Source organism: Acidobacteriota bacterium, from assembly GCA_040752675.1.
Taxonomy (GTDB): Bacteria; Acidobacteriota; Polarisedimenticolia; order JBFMGF01; family JBFMGF01; genus JBFMGF01.
On the sequence record JBFMGF010000006.1, the window covers coordinates 1 to 15394 of the forward strand.

The 15394-nt window shown below is 47.8% G+C and carries 16 protein-coding genes and 1 tRNA gene; 12 read left to right on the forward strand and 5 right to left on the reverse strand.

Going from position 1 to position 15394, the window contains the following annotated elements:
• Positions 1–183 precede the first annotated feature (183 nt).
• A complete protein-coding gene (locus tag AB1756_00745) occupies positions 184–1077 on the forward strand; it encodes a Rossmann-like and DUF2520 domain-containing protein (GenBank protein MEW5805879.1) in 894 nt (297 codons plus the stop codon).
• A 52-nt stretch (positions 1078–1129) separates the two neighbouring features.
• Here the strand turns inward: AB1756_00745 and AB1756_00750 are convergent, their stop codons facing one another.
• Positions 1130–1462 carry a PilZ domain-containing protein gene (locus AB1756_00750; protein MEW5805880.1) on the reverse strand — a complete coding sequence of 111 codons (333 nt, stop codon included), beginning with the start codon at positions 1460–1462 and terminating at the stop codon, positions 1130–1132.
• 147 nt (positions 1463–1609) lie between these two features.
• On the opposite strand from AB1756_00750, the gene AB1756_00755 reads away from it, so the two are divergent.
• The gene (locus tag AB1756_00755; GenBank protein ID MEW5805881.1) at positions 1610–2182 is read left to right on the forward strand and encodes a hypothetical protein; all 573 of its coding nucleotides are present in this window, start codon (positions 1610–1612) and stop codon (positions 2180–2182) included.
• On the opposite strand, the gene AB1756_00760 is transcribed toward AB1756_00755, so the two are convergent.
• A complete protein-coding gene (locus tag AB1756_00760; GenBank protein MEW5805882.1) occupies positions 2179–2967 on the reverse strand; it encodes a prolipoprotein diacylglyceryl transferase in 789 nt (262 codons plus the stop codon). The two genes, AB1756_00755 and AB1756_00760, sit on opposite strands and share 4 nt — an antisense overlap.
• A gap of 426 nt (positions 2968–3393) precedes the next feature.
• Between AB1756_00760 and AB1756_00765 the strand changes: the two genes are divergently transcribed.
• The 9 genes from AB1756_00765 (at position 3394) to AB1756_00805 (ending at position 13053) form a co-directional block, all read left to right on the forward strand.
• Entirely contained in the window at positions 3394–4986 is a 1593-nt protein-coding gene (locus AB1756_00765; protein ID MEW5805883.1) for a radical SAM protein, read from the forward strand.
• Between the two features lie 106 nt (positions 4987–5092).
• Positions 5093–5563 carry an Rrf2 family transcriptional regulator gene (locus AB1756_00770; GenBank protein ID MEW5805884.1) on the forward strand — a complete coding sequence of 157 codons (471 nt, stop codon included), beginning with the start codon at positions 5093–5095 and terminating at the stop codon, positions 5561–5563.
• Positions 5560–6711 carry a cysteine desulfurase family protein gene (locus AB1756_00775; protein ID MEW5805885.1) on the forward strand — a complete coding sequence of 384 codons (1152 nt, stop codon included), beginning with the start codon at positions 5560–5562 and terminating at the stop codon, positions 6709–6711. Before AB1756_00770 ends, AB1756_00775 begins: the two co-directional genes overlap by 4 nt.
• A gap of 3 nt (positions 6712–6714) precedes the next feature.
• Positions 6715–7818 carry a tRNA 2-thiouridine(34) synthase MnmA gene (mnmA, locus tag AB1756_00780; protein ID MEW5805886.1) on the forward strand — a complete coding sequence of 368 codons (1104 nt, stop codon included), beginning with the start codon at positions 6715–6717 and terminating at the stop codon, positions 7816–7818.
• Between the two features lie 16 nt (positions 7819–7834).
• Positions 7835–7910 (forward strand) — tRNA-Gly (locus AB1756_00785).
• 162 nt (positions 7911–8072) lie between these two features.
• Positions 8073–8756 carry a PilZ domain-containing protein gene (locus tag AB1756_00790; protein MEW5805887.1) on the forward strand — a complete coding sequence of 228 codons (684 nt, stop codon included), beginning with the start codon at positions 8073–8075 and terminating at the stop codon, positions 8754–8756.
• A 17-nt stretch (positions 8757–8773) separates the two neighbouring features.
• The gene (locus AB1756_00795; protein MEW5805888.1) at positions 8774–9184 is read left to right on the forward strand and encodes a response regulator; all 411 of its coding nucleotides are present in this window, start codon (positions 8774–8776) and stop codon (positions 9182–9184) included.
• 28 nt (positions 9185–9212) lie between these two features.
• Entirely contained in the window at positions 9213–10547 is a 1335-nt protein-coding gene (locus AB1756_00800; protein ID MEW5805889.1) for an EAL domain-containing protein, read from the forward strand.
• Between the two features lie 55 nt (positions 10548–10602).
• Positions 10603–13053 (forward strand): PAS domain S-box protein, encoded by a 2451-nt coding sequence (locus AB1756_00805; GenBank protein MEW5805890.1) that lies wholly within the window; start codon positions 10603–10605, stop codon positions 13051–13053.
• 4 nt (positions 13054–13057) lie between these two features.
• Here AB1756_00805 and AB1756_00810 read toward each other — a convergent pair whose 3' ends face one another.
• A complete protein-coding gene (locus AB1756_00810) occupies positions 13058–13897 on the reverse strand; it encodes an RNA methyltransferase (GenBank protein MEW5805891.1) in 840 nt (279 codons plus the stop codon).
• A 131-nt stretch (positions 13898–14028) separates the two neighbouring features.
• On the opposite strand from AB1756_00810, the gene AB1756_00815 reads away from it, so the two are divergent.
• Positions 14029–14673: an L-threonylcarbamoyladenylate synthase gene (locus tag AB1756_00815; protein MEW5805892.1), complete on the forward strand. Its 645-nt coding sequence runs from the start codon at positions 14029–14031 to the stop codon at positions 14671–14673.
• Between the two features lie 14 nt (positions 14674–14687).
• On the opposite strand, the gene AB1756_00820 is transcribed toward AB1756_00815, so the two are convergent.
• Together AB1756_00820 and AB1756_00825 are read right to left on the reverse strand one after the other, a co-directional pair.
• Entirely contained in the window at positions 14688–15023 is a 336-nt protein-coding gene (locus tag AB1756_00820) for a PP2C family protein-serine/threonine phosphatase (protein ID MEW5805893.1), read from the reverse strand.
• Positions 15024–15070: 47 nt separating this feature from the next.
• Positions 15071–15337, reverse strand: coding sequence for a hypothetical protein (locus AB1756_00825; GenBank protein MEW5805894.1), 267 nt, complete (start codon positions 15335–15337; stop codon positions 15071–15073).
• Between the last annotated feature and the right edge of the window lie 57 nt (positions 15338–15394).

Genomic DNA, 15394 nt, shown 5'->3' on the forward strand with positions numbered 1-15394 from the left:
CTTCATGGCTCTCCCTTACACATCCCTCGTTGTCGAAAAGAATTGAATTTCATGCGGAGGTCCCCCGTGAACTTATAGAGCTGCTGAAAATCTTGAGAGAGAATTGAAGGATCAATCAGGGGAGCCGATACTTTAAACACTTTTTTTTCAAAGACGATTTTGAAAACGATGAGCGGGAAATCGATGAAGAGCACCGGGAATAAGATCCTTTCTATCATAGGCGCAGGGAGAGTGGGGACGACGCTCGGGTATCTCATTTCGAAAAATCGGCTCCTCTTTGGCGGGATCTATTCGAGAAGCCGGGGAGCCGCGGAGAGAGCATTGCGATTCATCGGCAGAGGAAAGATCTATAGATCCCTCACCGAGTTGATAAGTGAATCTGGCGTGAACATCATCGCTGTGCCTGACTCGGAAATAGAAAAACTCGTCGTGGAAATCCTCGAAGATATGAAACCGAATCGGCAGGGGCTTCGCGGAAAGATCTTTCTCCACACGTGTGGTTCCATCCCATCCACTGTTCTCATGCCGCTTAAGCACCATGGAGCCAACGTGGGATCCATGCACCCCCTCCAGTCCATCTCCTCTCCGGAATGTGGGATCGTTTTGTTGAGGGACAGCTATTTCTGCATCGAGGGAGAGGAGAGGGCAGTTAAGGCCGCCGAAAGAATAGTGAGGAGAATTGGTGGAAAAAGCTTCCTAGTCAATCCGGAGGATAAGCATGCCTATCATCTGGCCGCATCGCTTCTTTCCAATCAGATCGTTTCCCTTGCCGACATGGTCATGGAGGTCCTGCCGGGAAGATTTTCAAAGAAGAAATGGCTTCGGATCTTTGCCCCGCTCATCGGTGGAACTGCCGAGAATTTGAAGAGGGCGGGCTTGCCGGATGCTCTTACAGGTCCCATTTCAAGGGGAGATGTTATTACGATCAGGGAACACCTAAAAGTCTTGCGAGAAGCGGATCCTGCATTGAGGAGGCTTCATAGGATTCTGGCGAGAAGAGAATTGGACATTGCGCACAGGCAGGGGAAGCTGAGCACAAGAAGGCTGGCCTATCTCAGGAAGGTAATTGGAGATTGAGGATCCCCATAGAGGAGATGATAAGAAAGGATAAATCGGCTTCGCCGGGATTTTAAATGGCTTCCCAGCTAGGTATGGCATCAAACCGTGCCGCAGCAAACGTAGTGGAATCGTTTTCCTCTTGCGACGAGCGGAGAACGACGGCTGAGGCTTTCAAAGCCATTCCAAATTCTGAAATCGAGCTTGTGGGGGGGATGATTCTTACTTCTATCCTGTCCCCTGCTCTAAGGTCGAGATTGGAGCAGAAATAGATACCCCCGCTGCTGATGTCGATCGAATAGGTGTCATCCTCCTGAACTTCTCCCGAGGAGTGAATCTTCATGATCTTCACCGCCATGGAATCCTTGATTCTTGGAGAAAGCCGCCGGTCTTGCTTGAGGTCCATTTTGCGCCCCCTCCGATAATTCCATCCGAGGAACAAATTTTATTTATTATACTACCTTAGGAGTCGAAGAATCAAGAATAGCAGAAAAGAAGTTTGCACGATTTACAGTGGAATCGTAAAATTTAAGAATAACTATTGGGAGAGAACATGCAAAGAAAGTTAGCGGCTCTGAACCCGATCATGCTTTTCTTATTTCTATTGTTTTCGATCTCGGTCTGCAGCGCCATGCAGCGCGTCGAGGGAGGAAGAAGGGTCCCTCCTCCAACAGAGAAGGGGTCATTCGTTGGAACCTGGTATTATGTAGATCGCGATCAGCAATTTGCAATCTTCCTCATGAAGGAGGGAAGGAAGGTGAAGGCAAAACTGCGCTGGGAAATGAAGACTGGAGAATCCTTTGAGACGGACTGGGATGGAGAGTGCAGATACATGTACCGGGGAAACGAGGGCATTGTCCATTTCGACATAGCGAATCCAGGAAACAAGAAGAGACTGGATGGTAAATGGCTCTGGCAGTACAAGTACGGAGCCAACGAGAGAAAGGAAATGGCCACTTTCAACATTTACAGGGCAGAGGAGGGACTCAAACTCGTCTGGCTCATGCCGGACTGGCAGAAAGTGTTCAGAGAAGGTGATAAGGAAAAGAAGATGAAGTTCCAGCAGATGCACATTCTGAGGAAGGCATCGGAACGGATCATTAATTGGGAGGAGATACCCTTCTAAACAGATTTTTTAGATCCGCTTTTCTTCCAGAAATAGATGTAGGCGCCTGTAGCGATTATGGCCGTTAATATTCCGAGAAACTGAGATGTCGATAGAGCCTCGCCAAATAGAGATCCTCTGAAGTCTCCTCGATACATTTCTATGTAAGAACGGACAATCCCATACAGGATGAAAAGTGAGATGCCTATCTGCCCGTCAAACTTCTTCCTCCTGTACATAAGGGCCAGGATGATGGCGATGGCAAAACATCCTAACGCTTCGTAAATCTGCGTGGGGTGAATCGGAACATAGGGAAGATCGGGATGAATGCGGTGTGCCAGAGCATTAGTGAATGTAACCGCCCATGGGACGTCGCCAGGCTTTCCATAACAGCATCCTGAGAGAAAGCAACCCAAGCGGCAGATGCCAAGCCCGAGCATGATGAGAGGCGCGTAAATGTCCATGAGCGTCAAGACAGGAAGACCCCTGTACCTCGCATACGAAACACCGACAAAAAATGCGGCTAGCAGACCTCCGTACCAGACACCACCAGAGATGAAAATGATCCATATAACTCGGGGATTATTAAAAATTTGCCTGTAACTTATCATAAGATGAAATAGTTTTGAGCCTATTAAGCCTGAGATCCCCGCAAAAAAATAAAACTCGACCAGCTTTCCATAATCCAGCTTTTCCCTTATCGCTAAAAACTTAAGAAGGTATAAGGTGATGATGATTGTGATGACGGCCATGAAGCCGTAGCTGCCGATCTTCCAGAACCCAAAATCGAAAAGTAAAGGATGCATTCATCTCCTCGATAATTTTGAACTGATGCGGGCGGTTGGTGGCGCTTTGCCTCAGCCACCTGTCGATATACTTAAAGATGTCATTTTTGTCTTACAGGGTTGAAGGTTCACCTCCTTAAAATCCGAAGAGACCATAAAGTATACAATCCTTCCATATAAAAACAAGTTTTCATAATACTTGAACTTAGGCTTGCCCGTTCAAAAATTAATTCAATAAAATTAGTATCATTGCTATACATGACAACTTGATTAAATAGCATATTTTCAGAGTCAATTCTTTTAATGAATTGCTAGTTGTTGTCATTAAAACATTTATTGACGTTTTAAATAAAATTTGTCAGATAAAAATTAAAATTAGACATTTTTCATTGATAGACTCCTGTCTTTTTCAAGATATAAAAATAGAAATTTAAGAAAGGGTGTCTTTTGCCTGCAAGAACGAAAGTTCTCCTCATCTCGATGCCGGACCAGATACTGCTTTTCAACTGGCTTGGATATTTCATTCCGAATTTAGGCCTCACAAGCCTTGCAGGAAATGTCGATAAAAGATACTGTGAAGTAAAGATACTCGACCTAGTCTACAAGGCCAGGGGTGTCACCAGGACATTGATTGATATCATTAGAGAGCACAATCCGGATCTGGTCGGATTGACGGCTATGAGCTTTCAGTTTGCCAGTGCCGTGAAGGCGGCCAGAATCATAAAATCCATCAATCCAAGAATCAAGATCATGATCGGTGGCTATCATGCGGCGCTGAACAGTGAGGAGATAGTAGCTAGCCAGGATTCGCAACCCTTTGACTTCATAATCCGGGGTGAAGGAGAAGAAACATTCAGTGAACTGATCGAGGCATTTACCCTGGGGAGGGGTCCTTATAATTCCATCAAAGGGCTCACGTTCAGGGTTAACGGAGAGTTTCATTCGAATCCTAGCAGGGAACTCATTGATCTGTCTTCCATCGCCTTGCCGGATAGATCGACAAGAATATTTTCATATGTTCAGACAGGGTTCAACCCTGGTCTAGATGTAGTGGAAACGTCAAGAGGATGCTATATGAGCTGCAACTTCTGCAGCATCATGAAGATGTACGGCAAAAGCTTCAGAACCTACGATCTGGAAAGAGTCATCGAAGACATCAGAATCATCAAGAGCATGGGGGGAAAGAGAATCATCTTCGTCGATGATAACATCACGCTTGATGTGGCAAGACTGGAGAGACTCTGCCATGCTATCGTGGAAGCCGGCCTGAACGACATCCGCTATGGGACGCAGGCTTCAAGCACAGGGATCGCATCGAGCGAAGAACTCGTCAGGGCAATGAAAGCGGCTAATTTCACATCTGTTTTCCTTGGCATAGAGAACATATCTCCGGAAAGGCTCCATGCCATGCGAAAGGGAAACATCGTCAATCATAGCATTAAGGCGGTGGAGATGCTGAACAGATACGAAATAGGTATCATGGGAGGTTTCATAATCGGCCTTCCCGACGACAGAAGAGAAGACATTAAGAATATCTTTGATTTCTGCAGGAAATACGACATAGATATCCCAGTTCTTCAGTGTGTGACTCCTTATCCAAAGACCGAGCAGAGAGAGCATCTCCTGAAAGAGGGTCTCGTCATCAATCCCCATGACTTCAGCAAGTACAATGGATTGCAGGTCAACGTGCGGACAAAACATCTCACCATGCGACAGATCGAGCGAGAGAGGAACAAGGGGTATTTCTTCTTCCTGTTGAGGGTATTCCTCTTCGGGAAGAGCAAGTATCTTAAAAAATCCTTTCACAATGTTCCCAATTTTGCCAGGATCTACATGGCTGCAATGCTTTCTTCTGTCATCCTCTTCATTCTTCTCTTTTCCAAGAAATGGTCCAGCGTCTCCCATTGCCGATTCGAAACATACTCGGAAAAGATGCTGAGCCCTTTCCGTTCTCTCCAAAACCTCTTCTCAAGGCATCGTATCCAGAAGGAAGCCAGTCCTCTTCCTCATGCCCGGCTGGAAACCGAGAAGGAAAATTAATAAGCCCGGCGCTTCGCCAGTACTCCTATGATCCCGCCGGTGCTCTATGGATGAGCATTGTTGACAGGGCAATTCTTCGATGATAGATTTTGAACTGGTCTGAGCCATGAGAATCACTGCCAAAGGAATCTATGCCATACGGGCGATCTTTGATCTGGCACATCATTCGAGCGGAACACCTGTTTCCCTTACCTCCATCTCAAAGAGGCAGAACATCTCCCTTCCCTTTCTCGCTCAGATCTTTCACCTTCTGAGAAAAGGGAATATCGTGAAATCTGTCCGGGGGCCCAAAGGAGGATTCATTCTAGCCAAACGATGCGAGGATATTTGCATAGGCGAGGTCCTGCGGATAGTAGAAGAACCACTCTGTACTGTTGCTCCGACTATCTCCGGAGAAGTGCGGAAGAAGAAAAGAGCCGATGAATGCATCTCTAATCTTCTCTGGAGGAGGCTGGGCGAACAGATCGTCAGACTTCTTGACAGCACCTCCATCGCGGATCTCCTGAAGGAGACCGAATGCCCCGAAATTTGCACCTTCATACCGTACCTGGAACCCAAAGGTATCAGGAAAAGATGAACAGACTTTTCTTTGATTACAACGCAACGACCCCCGTCCGGGAGGAGGTCATGACAGAAATGCTCCCCTTCTTTTCAGAGAATTTTGGAAATCCTTCCAGCATCCACCGCTGGGGCCAGAGGGGAAGGGAAGCTGTTGAGAGCGCAAGGGAGAAGGTAGCAGCTTTGATCTCAGCGAGCAGCGAAGAGATTGTCTTCACCAGCGGGGGCTCTGAGGCAAACTCGCTCGCTCTAGCCGGAACCGCCTTAAATTTGCTTGATAAGAAGGGACATATAATCGTTTCTTCCATCGAGCATCCTTCCGTACTCAGGTGCGCAGAATTTCTCGAAGGGCTTGGCTTCAGGATTTCGAAGGTTAAGCCAGATTCTCATGGGGTCGTCCCGCCAGATCAGGTTTTCAGGGAGCTGCGAAGAGACACTATCCTAATCAGCATCATGCATTCCAACAATGAGACTGGAGCGCTGCAGCCAGTTGAAGAGATCTCTACGATGGCTCACGAGCGGGGGATCCGTTTCCACACGGACGCTGTGCAGAGTGCCGGAAAGGTACAGTTTAGTATCAAAAAGATCGATCCTGACCTCCTTCCTCTCTCCTCTCATAAATTTTATGGTCCAAAAGGGATCGGGGCCCTCTACGTGAAAAAAGGGGAAAGGCTTTCTCCATTGATCTTCGGCGGAGGTCAGGAAAAGGGGCTGAGAGGTGGGACAGAAATGGTTCCCCAGATCGTTGGAATGGGAGTCGCCTCCAGTCTGGCAGCACGCGAGATCGATCATTATGAAGGGAGACTATCCTCGATAAGGAACGAATTTGAAAGAACGATAAAAGAGAAGATTCCCGGGGTGATAATAAATGCCGAAGACGCGCTGAGGCTGCCCAACACGAGTAGCGTCATCTTTAAAGGTGTTGATGCTCACTCGCTCATGATATCTCTCGATCTGGAGGGAGTTGGAGTCTCGACAGGCTCTGCTTGCCATTCCGGAACGGTGGAGCCTTCTCATGTCCTCCTGGACATGGGAATAAGCAGAGAAGATTCTCTATCCACGCTTAGAATCAGTTTTGGCCGCATGACTTCCCTTGAAGATGCTCTGATCCTTTCTTCCATCCTTAATAAGAAAGTCACGGAATTGAGGTCAAAAAAAAGAGGCTGAAGGATGAGAGTGGCCGTTGCAATGAGTGGGGGTGTGGATAGCTCTGTTGCTGCTTCAATTCTTGTAGAACAGGGATACAACGTCGTCTGTCTGACCATGCGGCTTCTGGACCTGAAGGGAGAGGAAGGTGGGGCCCCGCGCTGTTGTTCTCCGAAAGATATAGGGGATGCGAGGAGGGTGGCAGCACAGTTGGGCATCCCGGCTTATGTCATCGACATGAGGGAAGAGTTCAGAAAGAGGATCGGTGAATATTTCTTCTCTTCCTACCTCCAGGGAAAGACACCAAATCCATGCATCCTCTGCAACAGCGAGCTGAAGTTCGGCACCCTTCTTAGAAAAGCTCTTGAGATTGGAGCCGATAAGATCGCGACAGGACATTATGCGAGGATAGAATTTTCTGAATCGTTTGGGAGATTCTTGTTGAAGAGAGGAATAGAAGCATCCAAGGATCAGGCTTACTTTCTTTTCAACCTGGATCAGGAGCAGATGGCCAGGACCATTTTCCCAGTCGGAGAGATGACTAAGGAGGAGGTGAGAGAAAAAGCGAGATGCATTGGTCTAAAGGTTGCGGAAAAAGAGGAAAGCCAGGACATCTGCTTCTCCCCCGGCGGCGATTGCAGATCCTATATCAGGCACGTGATTGAGGATAAACCCGGAGAAATCATAGATTCATCGGGTCTTGTTCTCGGTTCCCACAGAGGGATACATCATTTCACGATCGGACAGAGAAGAGGGATAGGAATAGCTCATCCGCGTCCGCTTTACGTTCTAAGAATAGAGCCGGAAAGAAACAGAGTTGTTGTTGGTGAAGCGGAAGAATTGTACGAGAAGAGCCTGCTTGTTCATGGAACGAACTGGATCTCATGGGAGGAGCCTCCCATGGAGTTCAGAACGACGGTAAAAATAAGGTCGACACATCGCGGGGAACCGGCACTGGTCAGAAGAGTTTTGAACCAGCTCTGGCGGGTGGAATTCGATGAGACTGTAAGAGGAATAGCTCCAGGGCAGGCAGCCGTCTTTTATGATGGAGATACCGTCATTGGCGGTGGGTGGATCAGCATTATGGGCAGTGAAGATATTGGCGTTGACAGAGAGTCCTTGTTCTGATACAAAATGTGAGCAAGCGGGCATAGCTCAGCTGGTAGAGTGCAAGCTTCCCAAGCTTGAAGTCGCGGGTTCGATCCCCGTTGCCCGCTCCATACAAATTTCAATAGTAATAATTTCAAAATCCATAAAACATCTCGAAGCGCATTCAGCGGAAATAATATCTTGCCTCAGCTGTGATGTAGTGGTAAATTCATAGATAATTAAGGAGATATCTGTTTTGGCAGCCTTTAAGGTTTGTCAAAAAGGAGCTCAATTTGAAGATTCTGCTTGTTAATGGCACTGGGTTGCTGACCGATCTGGAAAGATCGTTCTTGAAGAGATATCACTGCACGATCATAATTTCTGGGGATGCATCGGATGCTCTGAACAGGGCAAAGAGCGAAATGCCTGATGTCATCGTCCTTGACTCATCCATTTCCTCCTCGGACCCGTTTCAGTGTTGTCGGAAATTAAAATCTCAACTTGAGACGAAAAGTATCCCCATTATTTTCCTTGCATTCCCCGAACAGGTCGGCAAATGCAGGGAAGCTGGATGTGATTGTATTATCGAGAAGCCGATTCAGAAAGAAACATTCCTGAGACATCTATCCCGATTCATTGATCTGGCTGAACGTGAGTCGGAGAGAATCCATGTCGTAAAAAAGGTCCACTGCAACATGAAGGATTCAGCTCCCTTTAAACTTTATTCAAAGGATTTGAGCATCTCAGGCATTTTCCTGAAGAGCCGGAACCCCCTTCCAGTCGGGAGTCTCATTGAGATGAATTTCCTGCTTTCCGGCAGGGGGGACAAAAGAATCAGGGCTTCCGGTGAAGTCGTCCGGTGTATAGAGCATGAAAGGGATTCCCATCTGATAGCGGGGATGGGAATCAGATTCAGAGAGATGAAAGCCGCTGATAGACTTGCCATCAATCACTTTCTTGGAGGGAAAGGGAAATAAGTATGACTCAACCCTCGATGAAAAAAAGGATATTCGTCATCGATGACGAATTCGAGATATTGGAGTTGACCAGGATGATCCTCGAAAAGGAAGGGTTTCAGGTCATGGGAGCAAGTTCAGGAAGGGAAGCCCTCCTGAAGCTACAGGAGATATCACCGGACCTCATCCTTCTTGACATCAACATGCCTGAAATGGGAGGATGGGAACTTCTGCGAGTGCTGAAAGCCGATGAGATTACAGCTTCTATCCCGGTGATCCTCTTCACGATAAAATCCGAGGTGAGAGACAAAATCCATGGCATTCAGGAAGGCGCATTCGATTACATCACCAAACCCTTTTCATACGACGAACTCGTTTCGAGGGTCAAGAGAATCTTCGAGTGTTTGCACTACGCCGGTGGAGGAACTGCGTCTGCCGAGATTGGATGATCGTTCTGCCACTCTCAATGGAGTGTTAATGGAAAAAGAGAGAAAACGAGATGAGAGCCTGCAGCTGAAGATCAATTATCTCAAGATGAAGAGTGCCCTTGTGGATCGAAATACAGGGCTGCCTTCCTTTCACATCTGCTTCGACGATATCAGGAGCTTCATGGAGCACCGCCGTTATGTGGGAGTGATCCACATCGAGATCAGTAACATATACCTGGTGGAATCCCTCTATGGCTGGCAGAGCTTCGAGAAGATCCTGAAGAAGATCTCAGAGAGATTGAACGAGTTGCGGGGAAAGGTTTTTTCCGAAAAGTCAATCCTGACAATGAACGCTGCCTATGGGGACAAGTTCATTCTCTTCGTTTCCGAAACGCTGGAAGGAGAAGACATCACTCCCGAGAACCTACTCGACCTGACCGATAAGCTGACGGATAGTCTCTCAGGAGAGTTTCTCTCGGAAGAGTATGCGACTATGGCTGCAAGACTGGGATTCAACCTGGGATGTTCAATCCTTCAGGAGAGCCCTTTCTACAGATTGGAGCGCTTAGTCTATCAGGCCATTGAGGAATCCAGGAACATGCCCTTAAGGAGGGAGGAAAAGAGAATATCAGCCCTCACATCGGAATTGAAGAACATCATCAATGCGGAAAAGATACAGACCGTTTTCCAGAATATCGTGGACGTAAGTAACATGGAAGTCTTCGGATACGAGGCTTTTTCCAGGGGGCCGAAGGACAGCGCCTTTGAGAAACCAGCCATGATGTTCGCTCTCTCAAACCGAATGGGGATGTCCGCTGACCTTGACAGGGTATGCAGGAAAGTTGCTCTGAAGAATGCTGAGGGACTCCCAGCCGGTGCCAAGCTGTTCATCAATTCTCTTCCATCAAGCATTGCAGATCCGGACTGGATCAGCGGCAAGATTGACGAACTCCTCTGGCAGCACGGAATGAGAGCAGAGGACATTGTTCTTGAGATCCCGGAGAAACACTACAATGAAGATTCGACCTCCTTTGAGAAGAACGCCCGCTTTCTGAAGGGGAAGGGGATGTCAATTGCCATCGACGATATAGGAACGGGATATTCCAGCCTTCAGACGATCATGGACCTGAATCCGGATTACCTGAAGATCGATGAGAGCCTGATACGCGACGTAGATAAAAATCTCATCAAGCAGGAGCTGATCCGCTCTCTCATTCAGATTGCAAGCAACATAGGTGCCTTCATCATTGCTGAAGGAGTGGAGACCGATCATGAGCTCGACACGGTGAAAAAGGTTGGCGTGAGATATGCCCAGGGGTATTTCTTCTCCTATCCAGTGGGAAGCTTGGGAACATTCTCAAAGAAAGACCTGAAAAATCACTGAGCCCGCGGGATGGGTTCAATTTGAAGGCAAGGTAGAACGAAGGATAATTTAATAGATGCTGGAGAACGATCTTCTCGACAAATTTTTCTCTCTTCTGTCCTCCGGACTTCTCTCCGAATATGCCTATCTTCTTGCTACGCTCGTTGGATCCATCGGTCTGATTGCTCTCATCCTTGCCATAATCCTGATAAAGGCCAGAGGAACCAAGAAGGAGATTCACAAGATACTGAGGGGGACAGAGGAGTTTCTGCACGGGAATTACGAGTGGAGGATCGATGTCGCGAATGACGGAGAATTAGGAAAGATATCTGCCAATATTAATCAGATCGTCTCCGACTTCAGGGAAAGATCATCCGAGATCGAGAACTCCAGGGATTATTTTCATAACCTTGTGGAAAGTGCCGCCGATTGTGCCATCCTCTCCGTCGGCACAGACTGGGACATCGTTTCTTTCAACACAGGCGCTGCCAGTCTTCTGGGCTGGGAAAAGGAGCAGATTATCGGAAAGAACGCCAGCGTAATATTCGGCGAAACAACATGGCTCAGCCTACTTTCCCTTCTGGCTAAGAAAGAATTCAAAGAAAGGTCCTTCCTTCTGAAGGGAGAGTTCAAAAGGAAGGATGGCACACTCTTCCAGGGAAAGGCCTCAATCCATCCGGTCAGGTCTAAAGCTGTAGCCATTGTGGGCTTCCTTCTCATAGTGGGCGACATATCAGAAGAGGAAAAACTCGAAAAAGAGCTGAAAGCATCGGAAGAAAGGTACAGGTCCCTTTCCGAGGGGCTGGCAGAGGCGGTCTTCATCATGCAAAAGGGGAAGATCATTTTCGCGAACTCTGCTCTCGCCACCCTTCTTGGATCGAACAAGGAGCAACTCGTGGGAAGTCTCTTCCTGGATTTTGTTTCGACCGAAGACCTTATCCTTGCAATGAGCTCTTTCAATGAACTGGAAAGCAATCCCGGAAAGAAGATCGCGATTAATCTTAGGATAATGGACAGGACCGGACGGGGTTCCGCGGAGATGGCTCTCGTGGTCTCTTCCATATCCTTCCAGGGGGAACCTGCGATCATAGCCTCCATGGCGGACATCACGGAAAATGCAAGAATGGAAAGGAGAATGAGAGTCCACGAGATGAGGCTTCAGTCAACTGTGGACTCCGTTTCCGATGCGATACTGCTTGTCGATGAACTTCCTTCCGGTGCTACAGTGGTCCTTGTAAACAAAAGCTGGCAGAAGCTGTTTGGCATAGAGCCTGTTTCGCTCCTGGGCCTTTCGCTGGAAAGAGTAATGGATGTACTCTCGGCAGTGATGAAGAACGGGGAAGATTTCAGGAGAAAGATGGCCTGGATCCTCGGAGGAGCAGAAACTAGAGAAGCGCTACTCTTCGAACTTGAGAAACCGGAACCAAGGATCATAGAATGCGTAACCTCTGCCATCGAAGAAGCGGAGAGAGGAATCGGTGCAAGAGTCTTCTCGTTCCGTGATGTGACGAACCAGAAGGAATTCGAAGAGAGGCTGAAGGAGAACGCAGAGGAGTTGAAGAAGTCCCGAGAGGCTCTGGAAAAGGCATACAGCGAGCTTAACATCGTCAACGAGAACCTGCAGAGAAGAGCCCAAGAACTGGATCGGATGAATCAGGAGTTGCGAACGCTTGATGAGATGAAAACGAAGCTACTTGCAAATGTATCGCACGAACTTCAGACACCTCTGGTCTCCATCAAGGGATACACCGAGATGATTCTGAAGCGGAAGCTGGGTGCTATCACCGAAGAACAGGAGAAAGGACTCAAAGTTTCTCTGAAGAACATCGATCGATTGATAAGGATGATCGATAACCTCCTGAATTTTTCCAGGCTGGGAAAGGAGGAAGAAAAACTCCAGCGGGAAGAATTTCCGCTCTGGCAGGTCATCGATGAAGCGATCGAGCTCGTCAGGGAGAAGATGGAAGCCAGCGACATTTCCATCATGACGAAGTATCAAACCGAGGATCTCCAGGTAAATGCGGATCGCGGGAGGATCTCCCAGGTCTTCATCAACCTCCTCTCCAATGCCATCAAGTTCAACAGGCATGGAGGAGAGGTCTTCATCCTGGTCAGCAGAGGGACCCCAGGATATCTCATAGTTGACGTTAATGATACGGGGATAGGGATCCCTCCGGAGCACTTGGACAAAATATTTGAAAGATTCTACAGAGTGCAGTCCATGCAAGCGAGAGCGCTTGAGGGAACAGGCATCGGGCTTTCCATCGTGCGCGACATACTTAAACAGCACCAGTGCGATATCAGCGTTCGGAGCAAAGTTGGTGAGGGCTCCACCTTTACCTTCACGCTCCCGCTCGCAGAAGCGCGAGAGAGATCCTTGACCGCTCCCCCTGCAGAATCCTCGATATATCCTCAGGAGGAAGCAGAAACAGAGAAACCGATCAAGGAGATCAAAAAGGTCGGAACAGTCAAAATAAAGATTATAAAGAGCCCGATCAAAGGGCGCATCAAGAATTTGAACCACTGAAGAGTCAGGAAATAGAAAGCTTTCTCAATCTTTCATAAAGGATGATGGCCGCCGAGGCGTTGACGTTCAATGAGTCAACCCCACCGGCCATGGGAATGCAGATGCTTCCATCGGTGAAATCAAGATAGCTTTCCGGTATTCCTTTCCCCTCGCTTCCGAACAGGATCAAAGAAGGCCGTTGAAAATCAACTTCCGTGTATCGCAGAGAGCCTGCCGAAGATGTTGCGTATATCCTGATCTCTTTTTTCTTCAGGAGTGCAAGGGACTCCTTCCAAGTGAGGCTTCGTACGATCGGAATGGCAAAGAGGGAACCCATGCTCCCGCGCACTGTCCTGGGATTGTAGACATCGGCACAGCCTTCGAAGACGAGAACCGCGGTTGCAGAACCTGCATGGGCAGTGCGAATAAGAGCTCCAAGGTTGCCGGGATCCTGAACGCCGCATAAACCTATGAAGAGGGGAACCCCCTCCTGCATTTCATCGATCCCACTTTTGATGACTTCCTCCAGAGACTGGTCGATCCATTTCGCAAGAGCAATGACCTCTTGATTCGTATGACGCGATTTAATCCGATCCATGAGGGAATCAGAAACTTCAATAATGGGGATCCCTTTCCGGGATGCCAGAGCCATAAGATCGCGCACTTTGTTCCCGGCAATTGCCCGCGTTCTTGTGCTGAATAGCAAGGTGCGAATAAATGGAGCTGAACTGAATCTACCGGAGAGAGTATCGTGTATGATCTTGAATCCTTCAAGGACGAACTCCCGCTGCTCTTCCCTGAATCGAGGATAGGCAAGAAGCTTCCTAATCTTCTTTATCAGAGGGTTGTCCTTACTCTTCAGCATGTCAAACGGTTCACTACCTGGAATGCTTTGATGATACTATAAGTCAAAGCAGGGTTAAGGACAAGTCTAATATGCAATGATCGCTGGGTTAATTGAAACTTGATGGGAGAAATGAAATAATTTCAAAAGACATGTTATGGTTAAATATCAATTCTGAAAACCCGGACCAGGATGATCTGAAGAAGATCGCTGATTTGCTATCGCGGGGAGGAGTGGCGTGCATTCCCACGGAAACATTCTACGCTCTGGCAGCGTATCCTTTTCTGCAAGAAGCCGTTGATAGAATCTTTTCTATGAAAGGAAGGGAACATGAAAAGCCTCTCATTCTGCTGCTGCATGATAGGAATCAGGTTTTCGAACTAGTCTCGGAGATTCCGGCAAGCTTTCATCCGCTCGCCACATCTTTTTGGCCGGGAGCGTTAACCATGCTTTTGAAGTCATCGGAAGGAATACCGCGCTGGATAGATGCCGGAACCGGAAAAGTAGGCTTGAGAGTCACGTCTAACAGGATTGCTGTGGAATTAATCAAGAAATGCGGTTTCCCGCTCACGGGCACGAGCGCCAATAAGTCCGGTAAGCGTCCCGCCTTAACATCTGCTCAGGTTCTGAACTATTTCGGAAAAGAGATCGACTGTATTGTAAATGGGGGTAACTTGAGCGGAGGTAGACCCTCCACCCTGATCGACATCACGGTCGAACCACCAGTCCTTCTCAGAGAAGGGAGGATAAGCAGGGAAGAAATTGAAAGTGTTTTAAATAGAAGGATCGCCGGATGATAGAACATGCCTCTTCAAAATTTTATGAGGAGAAGCGATAGTTCGTCGGATAGCGTCTTCTCTCCAAGGAATCTCTTCAAGGCATTAAGGATTTCCTTGAGGATATCGCTTGTTCCATTCTCCTGCTTTGCCCTCAATATTTCGAGGACTCTTTCTCTACCGAAGAACTCTCCACCAGGTGCTTCCGCTTCCGTCAATCCATCGGTGTAGAAGAGGAGGAGATCATCAGGATGCACCGTGATCCAGCGGTGGGTGTATATTCTCTTCTCTTCAATCCCGATGCAGTAATCGGTAGCAGCAAGGAGCTCATGGGTAGCATCCTCTTGCCTGATGAGTATGACAGGTTCCATTCCGGCGATTGTGTACTGGAAGATCGCCTTTGCAGGACCGTACTTTCCTATTGAGATGAGATGAAGAAAGGTAAAGCCTCCGGAATGGAAAAGAACGCTCTGTTCATCTTGTTCATTACCTCGGAAGTAGCTGGCAGGTCTTCCAGCATAGGATCGTCAGCCATGTCGCCCAGCGTCTTCCTGAAAAGGCTTTTCACCAGAGTGCTGTTAATACCATGTCCCATCACGTCATAGAAGAAGATTGCAAATGGAGAGAGGTAGGAATGGGTAGGCTTCAGGGGATAACAATTGATTATACTTCTTTTTACAAACAATTTCCGCAAACAGCTTTGAGGAAAGGTTGCTTTGAATTAAAATCTATATGATTTTGC